The 12,747-nt window shown below is 69.5% G+C and carries 14 protein-coding genes and 1 pseudogene; 10 read left to right on the top strand and 5 right to left on the bottom strand.

Features of this window, described 5'->3' with window-relative positions; genetic code table 11:
- The first annotated feature begins 109 nt into the window (after positions 1-109).
- From ABZ464_RS24440 to ABZ464_RS24425, 4 genes are all read left to right on the top strand, one after another.
- Positions 110-955 carry a DUF4394 domain-containing protein gene (locus ABZ464_RS24440; RefSeq protein WP_359279776.1) on the top strand — a complete coding sequence of 282 codons (846 nt, stop codon included), beginning with the start codon at positions 110-112 and terminating at the stop codon, positions 953-955.
- A 140-nt stretch (positions 956-1,095) separates the two neighbouring features.
- The gene (locus tag ABZ464_RS24435) at positions 1,096-1,599 is read left to right on the top strand and encodes a hypothetical protein (RefSeq protein ID WP_359279775.1); all 504 of its coding nucleotides are present in this window, start codon (positions 1,096-1,098) and stop codon (positions 1,597-1,599) included.
- Between the two features lie 535 nt (positions 1,600-2,134).
- Positions 2,135-2,353 (top strand): hypothetical protein, encoded by a 219-nt coding sequence (locus ABZ464_RS24430; protein WP_359279773.1) that lies wholly within the window; start codon positions 2,135-2,137, stop codon positions 2,351-2,353.
- A 197-nt stretch (positions 2,354-2,550) separates the two neighbouring features.
- Positions 2,551-3,372: a winged helix domain-containing protein gene (locus ABZ464_RS24425; RefSeq protein WP_359280030.1), complete on the top strand. Its 822-nt coding sequence runs from the start codon at positions 2,551-2,553 to the stop codon at positions 3,370-3,372.
- Between the two features lie 259 nt (positions 3,373-3,631).
- Here ABZ464_RS24425 and ABZ464_RS24420 read toward each other — a convergent pair whose 3' ends face one another.
- Positions 3,632-4,228 (bottom strand): ScbR family autoregulator-binding transcription factor, encoded by a 597-nt coding sequence (locus ABZ464_RS24420; RefSeq protein ID WP_359279772.1) that lies wholly within the window; start codon positions 4,226-4,228, stop codon positions 3,632-3,634.
- A 193-nt stretch (positions 4,229-4,421) separates the two neighbouring features.
- Between ABZ464_RS24420 and ABZ464_RS24415 the strand changes: the two are divergent.
- The 3 genes and pseudogenes from ABZ464_RS24415 to ABZ464_RS24405 all read left to right on the top strand — a co-directional run.
- A pseudogene (locus tag ABZ464_RS24415) lies at positions 4,422-4,853 on the top strand (transposase); the annotation flags it as partial.
- A gap of 832 nt (positions 4,854-5,685) precedes the next feature.
- Positions 5,686-5,964 carry a hypothetical protein gene (locus ABZ464_RS24410; RefSeq protein WP_359279771.1) on the top strand — a complete coding sequence of 93 codons (279 nt, stop codon included), beginning with the start codon at positions 5,686-5,688 and terminating at the stop codon, positions 5,962-5,964.
- On the top strand, positions 5,961-6,422 hold the full coding sequence (locus ABZ464_RS24405; RefSeq protein WP_359279769.1) for a polyketide synthase docking domain-containing protein: 462 nt from the start codon (positions 5,961-5,963) through the stop codon (positions 6,420-6,422). The genes ABZ464_RS24410 and ABZ464_RS24405 overlap by 4 nt, the downstream gene beginning before the upstream one ends.
- Before the next feature lie 64 nt (positions 6,423-6,486).
- On the opposite strand, the gene ABZ464_RS24400 is transcribed toward ABZ464_RS24405, so the two are convergent.
- The 3 genes from ABZ464_RS24400 to ABZ464_RS24390 form a co-directional block, all read right to left on the bottom strand.
- A complete protein-coding gene (locus tag ABZ464_RS24400; RefSeq protein WP_359279767.1) occupies positions 6,487-7,377 on the bottom strand; it encodes an MBL fold metallo-hydrolase in 891 nt (296 codons plus the stop codon).
- A 93-nt stretch (positions 7,378-7,470) separates the two neighbouring features.
- Positions 7,471-7,926, bottom strand: a complete 456-nt coding sequence (locus tag ABZ464_RS24395) for an SRPBCC family protein (protein ID WP_359279765.1) — start codon at positions 7,924-7,926, stop codon at positions 7,471-7,473.
- Between the two features lie 64 nt (positions 7,927-7,990).
- A complete protein-coding gene (locus ABZ464_RS24390; protein WP_359279764.1) occupies positions 7,991-8,770 on the bottom strand; it encodes an oxidoreductase in 780 nt (259 codons plus the stop codon).
- A gap of 84 nt (positions 8,771-8,854) precedes the next feature.
- Between ABZ464_RS24390 and ABZ464_RS24385 the strand changes: the two genes are divergently transcribed.
- The 3 genes from ABZ464_RS24385 (at position 8,855) to ABZ464_RS24375 (ending at position 11,923) form a co-directional block, all read left to right on the top strand.
- Positions 8,855-9,289, top strand: coding sequence for a MarR family transcriptional regulator (locus tag ABZ464_RS24385; protein ID WP_359280028.1), 435 nt, complete (start codon positions 8,855-8,857; stop codon positions 9,287-9,289).
- A gap of 445 nt (positions 9,290-9,734) precedes the next feature.
- Positions 9,735-10,118, top strand: a complete 384-nt coding sequence (locus ABZ464_RS24380; RefSeq protein WP_359279762.1) for a DUF4440 domain-containing protein — start codon at positions 9,735-9,737, stop codon at positions 10,116-10,118.
- A 704-nt stretch (positions 10,119-10,822) separates the two neighbouring features.
- Entirely contained in the window at positions 10,823-11,923 is a 1,101-nt protein-coding gene (locus tag ABZ464_RS24375; RefSeq protein ID WP_359279760.1) for a hypothetical protein, read from the top strand.
- Positions 11,924-11,959: 36 nt separating this feature from the next.
- On the opposite strand, the gene ABZ464_RS24370 is transcribed toward ABZ464_RS24375, so the two are convergent.
- Complete coding sequence (locus ABZ464_RS24370; RefSeq protein ID WP_359279758.1) at positions 11,960-12,544, bottom strand: pentapeptide repeat-containing protein; 585 nt, start codon at positions 12,542-12,544, stop codon at positions 11,960-11,962.
- Positions 12,545-12,747 lie beyond the last annotated feature (203 nt).

The raw sequence follows: 12,747 nt of genomic DNA, 5'->3' as shown, positions 1-12,747 counted from the left end.
AGTACGGAAATTCCTCGACCGAGCGTCGGGCATCGGCGCACGCCCAAACGGGAGGGAAACTCCGATGAAAGCAGGAACGCGAAAGAGAATCATGGCGGCGATGGCGGTCATGGCCACGTCAGCCACGCTAATGCTCGCCGCGCCGGGTGCCGGTTCGGCCGCTCCCGCCGCCGCCCCCAGCCTGCGCGCCTACGGGATCACCGGTGACGGCACCCTGATGGCCGCGTTCTGGACCGACCGGGCGGACGTGCTCAACTGGGTCAGGGCCGTCACCGGCCTCAGCGGCGACACGGCCCTGATCGGCATCGACTTCCGCGTGCAGAACGGCGTGATGTACGGCGTGGGCAACAAGGGCGGCATCTACACGATCACCATCCCGACGGGCAGCCAGGACGTCGTGGTCACCAAGGTGTCCCAGCTCCAGTACGCGCTGAACGGCACGAACTTCGGCGTCGACTTCAACCCGGCGGCCGACCGACTGCGCGTGATCAGCGACAACGGCCAGAATCTGCGGCACAACCTGAACGACCACACGACCATCCAGGACCTCAACCTCACCACCCCGCCGATCGAGGGCACGACCAAGGGCGTCTCCGCCGCCGCCTACACGAACAACGACCTCGACGGGTCCACGGCGACCACGTTGTTCGACATCAATACGACGAGCGACCAAGTCGTCATCCAGTCCCCGGCCAACAACGGCACCCTCGCCCCGACCGGCAACCTCGGCCTCGATGCCCAGATCAACGCTGGCATGGACATCTACAGCACCCTGAGCGGCGGCAAGACGGTGGACAACACCGCCTTCGCCTCCCTCACCGCCTCTGGCGCGAGCACGCCCTCCCTCTACACCATCAACGTCTTCACCGGGCAGGCCACGCTCGTGAACGACGCCGCCAAGTCCAAGTTCCCCCTGAACATCACGGACGTGGCCGTCTCCCTGACCGGCAGCTGACCCCGCACCGCGCCCCTCGCCGCGGCCCGGCCACCACCGGCCCGCGGCGAGTCCGGTCCGCTACCGCAGTTTCTCCAGATCGAGGTCCCAATCCACCACCAGGGTCACCCCCCACCGCCGCGTCCGCCGACCGCGTGGCCTTGGCGTCAGGCAGCCGTGAGGCGAGGACCCTCGCCTGCTTCGCGAGGTCCGCCGAATGGGCGACCGTGGTGGTGTCCGTACTCGGGCGCGTTGCCTGTGCCGACGATGCCCTGCCCGGCGACACGGCCGTCTGGTCCAAGGCCGCCGGCGGTATCGGCCACACCCTGTTTCTGAGCGGCGTGGAACCGATCCCCGACGACGGCCGCCAGAGCGAGGCCTACGCCTGGGACGCGGTCGCCGCCGCGATCGGCAACCACCCGGACTGCGTCAGCGCGGAACTTGTCAGCAAGCCCATCGGCCTGAACCTCGACACCATCACCGCGATCACTCGCACCGACGACGAGTACACCCTGAAACTGACCGTCACCCCCCCACGCCGACAGTGCAGAGGAAGAGCCGCCCGAACTGGTCGCCGACATCCTCCGGGCCGTCACACAGCTCCGCTGGCGCAACGACGCCGACCCGGACAGCGCGGTGTTCGACGCGGCGGCCGACCTCCTTGAGCACAGCGCCGGGACCTGGGCTGCACAGGTGGGGGAGTGGCATGCGGTTTGCGCCGTTCGACGACCGGGGAACGCTGACGACGATCGAGCTGGAGGCGCTGCGGTCGTTGCACGGGGCGTACATGACCGCGCGGTACGAGTGGTAGTCGGCCGTTGCCATCTGGGACCGTCTCTACACCGCCCTCGACCTGACCGAGCTGCACGCACCGGAGCGGCCGCCGTTCCAGCACTACGAGGAAGCCCTCCACGAGATCGGGAACTGCGCGCACGACTACGAGCGGCACGCGGCGCTGATCACCTGGCGGTACCCGGTACCCGGTACGCGGCCTCGGCTGCAGTCCTGGGCATCACCGTGCTGGAGCGCGGGGCCCGGGCGAAGCCACCGCTGACGGCCTCCGTCGTGGAAGAGCTGTGCCAGGAGCCGCCCCGTGGCCGGCTGCGCGAGGCGTTGTCGGTGCCGGCGGCCGACTTCCCGACCGACCGCGAGCGTAGCTTCCGTGACGAGCGGAACGAAATGGTGGAGCGGTAGGCAGACATGCGCGACGGCGTGGACACCGCGATCGAGATCAGTGTCGGGATCACCCGAGACGAGGGAGCGGCCCATCCCCGCACCAAGGACGAAGCGACGGGCTGCTTGCTGACCGATCACAGCCCGTCGTGGACGGACCCGGTGTACCAGGGGATCCTGGAGCCGCTGCTCGTGGTGGCGGAGGAGGTTCCGTACGCGATCAGCCGGGTCATCCAGGGCCGTTGACGCCGATGGCTGATCATCGTCTCGTGCCGGCCGCACGGCGGCCGCCGCAGTGACGTGATGGACGCAGGACTCGCCGCCGTTCTCGGCGCTACCGTCGGGGCCCTCGGCACAGCGGTGACGGGTGCCACCGCCGCGCTCCTCAGCCGCAGCACGGCCCGACACCAGGTTCGGACCGAAACGCTCCGGGCCCTGCGGGAATCGAGGCGGGCCACGTACGCCAGCTACGCCAAGGCGATCGGCCACTACCTGGACAAGCTCGCCACCACGCTGATCCCCCTGGGCCGTGGGCCGGATCGGGCCGCTCGCCAGGCCGGCCGCGCTGGTGTCCTTCGCCCCGGTCACGGACATCGTGCTTTCAGCCCGCATACATCGAGGACCCGAGCAAGGCTCCCACCGAGCCGGTCGTTGATCTGGTCCTGTGGCCGGGCGACGTGCTGTACGTGCCGCGCGGCGTGTGGCACGCGGTCTCCGCCGACCAGGGCACCCGCTCCCTGCACGTCACCTGCGGCCTGCAGACCCACACGGCAACCGACCTGATGGCGTGGGTGTCCGCGCAGCTGCTCACGCATGAGGGCTGGAGGCGCGACCTGCCGCTGCTCGCCGCGCCGGACGTCCAGGCCGACGCCGTGGACGGGATGCGCAAGCGGCTCGCCGAACCCCTGGACGACCCGACGCTGCTCGCCCGCTACCAGGCGGCGATGGACGGGCAGGCCGTCGGCCGGATGGTGCCGAGCCTGCCGTACATCGACACCGTCCCCACCGACGGTGGTTTGCGGGTGAGGCTGACGACCGCCCGCGCGGTGCTGGACGTCGGCGAGGACACGGTGACGCTGTCCGCCGCCGGCACCGTGCACGAGTTCGCGCCCGAGGCGGAAGCGGTGCTGCGCCCGCTGGTCGACGGCCGGACGGTGGACCTGGCCGCGCTCGCCGACATGGCCGGCCTCGCCCTGGAGGACGTCGCCGCCCTGGTCCAGGAGCTCGTTGCCGGGCAGGCCGCCGTATTGGGGAGCCTGCTGTGACCGCACAACTCGCCCTGGGTATCTACCGGTGCCAGGCGATCCCGCAGGCGGCCGTCCGCGCGGCCGCCTCCGGCGCGCAGTGGGTCGACACCGCCCCCAACTACGCCACCGGCCGCGCACGGATCCTGCTGGCCCCGGCCCTGGCCGCCCATCCGAAGGCCGTGCGCCCGCGACTTGCCAGTCTCACCACGACTCTACGCCCGGCCCGTCACGGTGCGACGGCTGTCCGTCACAGTCGGAGTCTTGGGTTGGGCTGGGCTCAGTGGTCGGGTGTGATGTGCAGGACGGGCAGCATCGCGGGGTGGGCGAGGGCGGGCAGTACGTGCTGCCACATGAGTGTGATCAGGTCCTGGAGGTCGTCGCGGCCGGTGGTGGCCTGGGAGAGCATCTGGGTGCCGGTGTAGGCGGCGGTGATGAAACGCGCGGAGCGGGCCGGGTCGACGCCGGGCAGCAGTTCACCGCGGAGGCGGGCCTCGCTGAGCAGGGCCGCGACGGCGTTGATGGGCCCCTGGTAGGGCTCGGTGGTCATGTAGCGGCCGGGTTCCGTGGCGAGCCGGACCGCGCCGCGCAGCACGGGGTCGGTCTGCAGGGCGGTGGCGTAGGTGCGGGTGAGTGTGATCAGCGCTTGGAGGCGGATCGGGTCGTCCGGCGCGACGAGGACGGCGTGCTGGTGACTGAGGACGGCGTCCGCGACGGCGGGCTTGCTGGGGAAGTGGTGGTGCAGGGTCGCGCGGCTCACCCCCGCCGCGCTCTCGATCTCCGCCAGGGAAGTCTCCGCGTAGCCATGCTGTGCGAACAGCTCGCCTGCCGCCGCGAGGATCCGCTGCTGTGTGGCGAGGGCTCTTCCCTGAGGCATATATCCACTTTCCTACAGGATCCCGCTGCCGGACGCGTGATCACGGCCCTGGCGTACCGGCCCGGCGTCAGTGGCTGGTCAGTGCCCCGGCGTCGGCAGGGTCACCTCGTGTCAGCGGCACGGGAATCGGCCGGACCGGCTGCGCGAAGGGCGGTGCCGCCGACCGGCCCTGCCCTTCAGACCGCACCAGAAGCCTCTGTCAGCCAGGCGGACCCGCCGTCGGTCGCCGACGGGATGGCGTGGGACCGGCAGCGACGGCAGGCTCAGCAGGACGCGCTCCGGCATTCAAGGTCAGCAGGCGTACTCGTTCCGTGGCAACCGCGCCCACCTGCGCAGGCGCGGCATCGAGGCCGTCATCCCGGAGAAGCGGGACCAGGCCGCCAACCGGAAGACGAAGGGCCGCAGAGGGGGACGCCCCGTCGACCACGACGCCGAGTTCTACAAGGAGAGGAACACCGTCGAGCGCCTGATCAACAAGCTCAAGGCGTGGCGGGGCATCGTGACCCGCTACGACGAGACCCCGGAAGGCTACCTCGCGGGGCTTCACCTGCGTGCCTCGGTGATGTGGATCAAAGACCTCACCCGAACCAGAGCCGAGAGCCGCGCAGGCCATCGAGGGGCGTAGCCCGTCGGGATCGCGGTTGTGGGCTCTCCGCGGCAGTCGCGTTCCCGGTGCCGGGATTTCGGTGGCCCGCTGCCGCACGGGCGTAGGGATGGTGCGCCGCCGGCGTGGTGTGGGCCTGCGGGCTCAGGCGAGGGCGGCGGTGAGCAGGGTAGATCGCCCCGTGGGGGCCGTCCGCGGCGTTCGAGATGGCCGTGCCGTGCCCGATCGGCGATCCGGGGCGGGAGGAGGTCGGCCGGTCCCTGCGGGAGGCGCAGCCACTGCGGAACACGGGCGGCGTCCGGGCGCCGATCCTGGAGGTCGGGCGGGGCGCTGGAGAGGGTCCGGGAGAACGTGATCCGGGAGATCCCGGGGGCGAGGAAGGCCGCCGGCCAGTGCAACAGCCCGGGGGCGAGGAAGGCCGCCGGCCGGTGTGGTCAGGCCGAGCGGTGGTGGCGGCTCCAGGGCGCCCTGTGCAGCCGGGCATGCGACGCCCTGCGCAACGATGCGGTCACCAAGACCTTCGAGTACGACCGTGCCGAGGCGGAGCCCCTCTTGGCCGTGACCGCCGCGCTGCTGCGGAACGTGCCCGGCACACCGGGTACGCGGCCCGCGGCCGCGGCGGTATTCACGAGCTGCTCGACCTCGAGACCGCCCGGGCCGCCGCCGACACCCTCACCACCCTCCACGACGACCTCGTCGCCGGAGCAGGCATCTCGGGGCCGGCCGCCCGACGCGCGATCCACGCCGCCGCCCTGGCCCCGCCTTCGCCGGGTCGATCCGTACCCACCGCCGGGCCCGGGACATCCTCGGCAACCCGGTCCTGGCCGTCTACGACGACCCGCGCTCGTTGCTGATGCGCGTCTACAACCGCGACCGGGCCCTGTGCCACCGCCTGGACGTCGCCGACGCCCCGCGGCCGGACCGCTGCCGGCCGTCCTGCGTGAACGTCGCACGCACCGGCCACCGCTCCGGCCAACTCCTTCAGCACGCCCAGACCTTGGAGAAGCAGGCCGCCTCCGAGGCGGTGCCCGGCCCGCTCGCCGACCGGCTGTCCCGGCGCGCCGGTCAGCTGAGCGCGCTGGCCGACCGGCACGTCCACGACCGCATCAACGCCCGGGAGCCGACCACGTGAGCCCCGCCCCCGTTGAACGCGACCGCATCCAGACCGCGATGGACCGCGTCCTGGGCGGCTGGGCGGAACACTCCGACGGGGCGCTGACCGTCGTCGCGCTCGCGGCGGAGGCACAGCCGCTCCGCAACGCGCTCACCCAGCGCCATCCTGATCTGAAGAACGCCTTCTACGGCCAGGTCCGTGCCCGCGGCCGGACGCCGGACAGCGAGAAGCGGCTGCGCCGACAGGTCCGCAAGCTCACAGAGCTGCGGGCCGCCGACGCCGAAGAGATCGCCCGGCCGAAGACCGACGTCGAGGCGCTGGTCGGTGCCCTGCGCCAGTCAATGACGGAGAACCGTCTGCTGCGCCGGCAGCTCGCCGACCGCACCGGCGTCGTCCGCACGCTGCCCGCGCACTCCCGCATCGGAGACACCACACACCCGCTGCCGCCCGGCCTCGTGCCCTCCTCGGACGGCTGATCGTCTCCCGCGCCGGGAACGCGGGTCGGCATCGGCTGCTGTCGGCCGCCGGAGGCCGCGCTGCCTACTCCTGGTGGCCCAGTCTCACGATCATGGTCGGGTGGCGCTCGCTGAGTGCCTTCAGGGCGAGCAGGCTCTTGATGCTGGGTTCGCGCTCCTGCATGTAGGTTCCGGGCTCGACGCCGTTGTCCCACCCCCAGCGCGTGTGGCTGACATCGCCGGTCATGAGGACCGGGCCTGCCGCGGTGCGGGCGAGGTAGGAGACGTGTCCGGTGGTGTGCCCCGGGGTCAGGATCGCGAAGAACGAGCCGTCGCCGAACACGTCGTTGACGCCTTCGAGCTTTCCACCGGGGTCCTTGGTGAACTGGAGTTCCTCAAGCGGCGGGCGTCCGGCCAGGAGGTGGTTGTTCGTGCCCTGGGCGAACAGGTTCAGGAAGAGCGACGCCTCCGCCTCATCGGCGCCGGTGTAGAGGGGGACGTCCTTGGGAACGTCCGGGAGTCCGGAGACGTGATCGAGGTGGAGATGGGTCATGAAGACCCCGTTCAGGGGGACTCCCTCCGCTTCGATGATCTCCGCGGTGCTCTGCTGGGGGTGCATCTTCTCGATGCCCCCGTATTTCCTCAGCATCATGCCGACCCCCACGCCTACGGGGTCCTCCACCAGCCGCCGTGACACGCCCGTGTCCACGAGGAAGAAGCCGCGCGTGGGGTGCCGTACGACGTGGGCGTAGATCTTGATGGGCTCCTTGTGGTCGGTGATCCCCGCCGCAACGGCCTTCGGGTGCTTGATGTTGAGCAGCCCCGTGATGGGGGCCTCCCAGTCCGCGCCGATCGTCTTGACCTCGACCGGCCCTGGCCCGTCGATCAGGGTCTCCATGGCCGCCGCGCTGATCGGCGTGCCGATACGGGCAGGCTGTGCCTTGTGGGTCGTGGTCTTGAAGGTGAGCAGCTTCATGATTGAACTCCAATTCCTTGCTGACTGACAACTGGTGCGGACCGTCCCGCAGGCCGGGAGACCGCGGGCCCCGTTCCGGCCGGCGTGCCGCTGCTAACCGACGCGCTGCTCGCGGGCGTGCGCGTCGAGGCGGGCGAGTTCCTTGGCGTAGACGCGGTGCAACCTGCGCGGCGCGATGATCCGCTCGACGAAGCCGGCGACGCCGCTCTCGCCATCGAAACGGGAGGTGATGTTCACCAGCGCCTGCTCGCCTCGCGGGGTCACGGTGAACGTCGTCACGAGGCCGGAGCCGCCCGTGTCGGTCTGGACCAGGGTTCGGCCCGGCTCCGGTTCGCTGACCTCCATCCGGAGCTCCCGGACACCCCCAGCAAAGTCGATCTTGAACCGGACGACGCTGCCCGCGCCCACGCCGCCCTCCTCGACGTGGAAGTCGTAGAAGGGGGGCGGCAGGAACCGGGAGTGAAGCTGCATGTCTGCCAGGTACCGGTAGACCTCGTCCGCGGGAGCGTCAACAGTGCGCTCGGCGGACGCGACGACGACCTGAGCCATCGGTCTGACCTCCGTGTTTGTGGGTTGAAGTGCCGGATTCTCCGCGGCAGCCTTGACAGCTGGTTCAGACCGTCTTGATGGTGCCGCCGTCGATGACGTAGTCGGCGCCGGTGATGTTGCCGGCCACGTCGGACAGCAGGAAGGCGACCAGGGCCGCGACCTCCTCGGCTTCGCTCATGCGGCCGGTGGTGATGTTCTGGGACTTCGCGATCTGCTGGACGAAGTCGGCGAGGCCGACACCTGCGGCCGCGGCGAGCTGGGCGACCGGACCGTCGGGGTCCTCGTAGACGGTGGTGCGGACCAGACCGGGAGAGACGGTGTTCACGCGCACGCCCTGGGGGCCGAACTCCTCGGCCAGGGACTTGCCGAGCGCGGTGACCGCCGCCTTGACGGCGCTGTAGCTGGCCGGGACGCCCGCGGGCATCCGGGCGACCGTGGAGGAGATGTTGACGACCGCCCCGCGACGCTCGATCAGGCTGGGCAGGGCCGCGCGCGTGGCGCGGACGGTGGCGAGCACGTTGATGTCGAACATGCGGGTCCACTGGCTGTCGCCGGCGTCGAGGAACCCCATGACGGCCTCGTCCCCGCCGCCCACGTTGTTCACCAGCAGGTCGATGCCGCCCAGCTCGGCCAGCGCGCCGTCGATGAGGGCGGCGACGCCCTCCGCGGTGCTCAGGTCCGCCGACACGGCGTGGGCGCCGGTTTCCTTCAGCTCGGGCGTGATGCTGCGCGCGGCGCCCACGACGCGGACGCCTTCGCCGATCAGGGTCCGGACGGCGGCCAGTCCGATGCCCCGGCTGGCGCCGGTGACGACGGCGGTCTTGCCTGTGAGGTTGAGGTTCATGAGCTTCCTAAATGCATATGACTTGAATGCTTCAAACCATACCTATCATGGCTTGAAGCAGTTTGCTAGTCTGGAGCCATGGCGATGACACAGGAGCAGGCGGAAGCGCAGTGGGAGCTGGGCAAGCTGGTGCACGACCTGGACATGCAGAGCAATGCGCGCATGCGTGAATGGGTGACCGGCCTCGGCCTGACCGTCGCGCAGGCCTCGGCCCTGCGCGAGATGACCGCTCCGATGACCATGCGCGAGCTGGCCGGACGGATGAGCTGCGAACCGTCCAACGCCACCGTCGTGATCGACAAGCTGGAGACCCTACGGCTGATAGAGCGCCGCCCTCACCCCACCGACCGCCGGGCCAAGCAGCTCGTCCTGACCCCGGAGGGCACCGAACTGCGGGAACGGCTGCTGAAAGTCCTGACCGAGGAACCCCTGTTCGCCGGACTGACGCAGGACGAGCAGGACGCGCTGCAGGCTCTACTCAAGCGGGCCCTCTCCCGCGCTGAAATCCTCCAGGCCTGACGGCGTCAGACAGCGGAACACATCCCCGTCCGCCGACGGCTCGCGCAGCGGGCGGTACCACGCCTGCGCGGGGGCGGAAGAACGTAGGACCGCTGAACAGCCCAACCAACGGGGCGACAACGACCCCCAGCGCGAAGCACGTGCCGGCGATCGCCAGGGCCGTCTTGGTGCCGTCGAACAGCGCGGCGTGCGTGACGAGCGTGTTGTCGTCATCCGGCGCCGGCGGGCTCTCTCCGCCCGCAGTGCTCGACTCGAGAAGTGTGTCGGAGGGACGCCTCGTCAGCATCGGTTCCCAGATCCAGTCACCCCGGTTGAACTCCATGACGCAACTGCAGAGGCGATCAGGCACGCCGCGGCTCCGGAATGCCATGTTCTCCACTTTGGTCAACGGACAAGGACCCGAAGAGCCTTTGCCGAGGGCTCCGGGGCGAGAGAGGATGCGTCCATGATCGACACGGATGAGAACCTCGAGGAACAGGCCGCGATCGCCGCGGCGAAGGACGGTGAACTGCGCCTGCACGACCCCGCCTCCGCAGTTGGCGCCCGGCTGTTCGACCCAGAGTTCGTCGAGGTCGGCGCCTCCGGGCGGCGCTGGACGTACGAGGAGATGGTCGCGGCCCTGCCCACTCTGCACGGCGGAGCGGAAAGCCCGCGCATCGAGGTCTCCGGCATGCGCGGGGTGCTCCTCGCCCCGGACCTCGTGCACCTGACGTACGAGAGCGTCATCGGTGGCCGCCGGGCCCGCCGCAGCTCCCTGTGGCGCAAGGGCGAGGGCGACACCGGATGGCGGCTCTACTACCACCAGGGCACCCTCGTCCCCGAGGGCTGAACCGTCCCCGGCTCTACTCCTGAACGAGGTCGTAGACAGCCCGTTGAGGGTCGGTTTTGACGATGAGCCCGTCCGCGCACAGGTCGCGCAGGATCTGCCGGACCGTTTCTCCGCTGTCCGTTGGTCTTCCCATGTGTGACCGTGGTCGCCGAGAGTCTTGATGGCGCGCTGCGGATCCCAGGTGCCGCCGAGCGCGCGAATCGCCTGGGCGAGGACATGCCGGTCGGGATGATCCTTCTTGCGGTGGTCGGCGATGCCGGCAGGGGCGCCGCTGTAGTTGCAGTCGGCGCACTTCTCCCACGAGCAGTCCGGATCGGTGACGGCGGCGTGGCGGAGGAATGGTGCGAGCCGAAGCCGTGGGCGTGGAGCAGTTGAGCGACGGACCCGTCGTACGTGAGGGCCATGAGCGCTGCTTCGGCGATCTTGTCGTGGCCGGCGGCGAAGAGCTTGCCCAGGCCGACGTCCTTCCCGCAGCCGCACCAGCACTTGCCGGTGGGGATGAGGCGAGGCTTACCAGTGCTCCCGATGCGGTTTCGAGGGCAAACCGCACGGCCGGCATCTGTGCACCCGGTGCACCTTCGCCGACAAGCCCGCCGAGCTCCTCGACGACGGCTCCGGTCGCATCCGCCCCGAGCTCGTCCCGCTGGCCGATTCCCTCCTCGCCATGGACAACCTTCTGTCCGGTCTGACTGACCTGGCTCTACATGCGCAAGAGCCGCACCGGCTCCGCCGACGACCTGCTGCGTCGGCTCGGCCGCGGAGACATCCCGCTCACCCACGAGGCATTTCACACACTCCAGCCCTGGCGAGCCGCCGCCCACTTGCGCGAGCTCCTCACGGACTGCGGCGTCCTGCCCACCATTGACAAGCAGATCTGCTCGTTCGAACGATGGCTCGTCAGCCACCTCGCCACCATCACCGACCCCGAACACGCCCAAGTCGTCCGGCGGTTCGCCACCTGGGAAGTCGTCGCACGACTACGGACCCGCGCCGAGAGGAAGCCGGTCACCCCTGCCGGCCGCCGGTTCGCCGGAGACCAGGTCAAACACGCCACAGCCTTCCTCACGTGGCTCGCCGCCCACGGCATCACCCTCGCCGCCTGCCGCCAGGCCAACATCGACACCTGGCACGTCGAGCACAACGAACATGCCCGCAACTGCATCCGGGGCCTCCTGCTGTGGTGCATGGCTGGCAAGTTCACCGGGCGCTTCCAACTGCCGACGGTCACAACCCGCCGGGCCTCCCCGATCACGCAACACGAGCGCCTGCACCTGCTTGGCCGCCTCCTCACCGACCACGGTCTTCCCTTGCGGACGTGGGTCGCCGGAGCCATCGTCCTGCTCTCTGCACAACCGCTCAGCCGCGTCGTCCGGCTCACCATCGACGACGTCATCAACGACAACGGCCTCGTGCTGCTGCGGCTTGGCGAGCCACCGTCCCCGGTCCCCGAGCCAGCCGGAGGCCTCCTGCTCCACTGGATCGACAACCGGGACAACATGAACACCGCCACCAACCGTGACTCCCGGTGGCTGTTCCCCGGCCGCAGGGCTGGACAGCCAATGCACCCCGACACCCTCGCAGCCCTCATCAACAACCTGGGCATCCACACCGTCGCTGACCGCACCGCAGCCATCCGGCAGCACGTCCTGGAGATGCCCTCACCCGTCGTCGCGGAGGCCCTCGGCTACCACCCCGTCACCACGACCTTCGCCTCCGAGGCCGGAGACACCTGGAGCCGCTATGCCGCTGGAGAACACCTACGGTCACCGACAGGCTGGACCCCACGGAGGACTCGCGAACGTTGAATACGCAAGCTCACCAGTCGAGGGCCACCCATTCGATCATTTCAACAGCCTTGTGAACTCCATAAACGACAGGCGATCCTTGTCGTGCTTCAACTGCTCGATCCGCTCAAACACACGGGCTCGATCCTCTGGGGTCATGGAAGGAGGCAACTTGGTACTCTCCCCGGGTTTCCCTGCAATGATGTCGTCTGCATCAATCCAAAGGCTCCTCAGGTCGGCACCATTTAGCTGCGCCCCTTCAAAGTGCACTCTGGCCACCGCCGAAACATCTCTCAGGTTGGCAAGGTTCAGGACTGCGTCCTGTAGGTAGGCGCCATCCAGCCGTGCACCTTTGAGGTCAGCTTCAACAAGGACTGCACGCTCCAGATGGGCCCCAACCAGGCTGGCGTTTCTGAGGCTGACTCGCGCCAGCTTCGCGTCTTCCAGGCGGGCTCCGTCTAGCGATGCATTGTCGAGACGGGCATCCACCAAATTGGCGCCACGCAGGTCGGCATCGCGGAGATTCAGCTTGAAACGCTCACGGCGTCTGGGGCGCCGGCCGAGTACGGTCAGCGCCGCCTGAAAGTCTGCGGCTGGTTTGACGTCGTGCTGCGGGCTGCTCCTACGGCGGGCCCGTTCCACACGGCGCTGGGTAGGAGAGACCGCCAAGCGGGCGGATACCGTGGGCTTCGTATCCTCTGGGCCGTGTTCGCGGACGAAGGCTGTCAAGACCTCCAACACGGTTCCCTGACTGGCTGTTCTCTATCCGGCCGTGTGGTCGGTGGGGTTCGAACAGGGGCCTGGTTCGGGTGAGTTGTCCGGTGTGGAGGCATGGAAGAAGGGCC

It is taken from the genome of Streptomyces sp. NPDC005820 (assembly GCF_040630255.1).
Lineage (GTDB): Bacteria > Actinomycetota > Actinomycetes > Streptomycetales > Streptomycetaceae > Streptomyces.
This window is presented reverse-complemented; position numbering and strand designations above follow the sequence as displayed.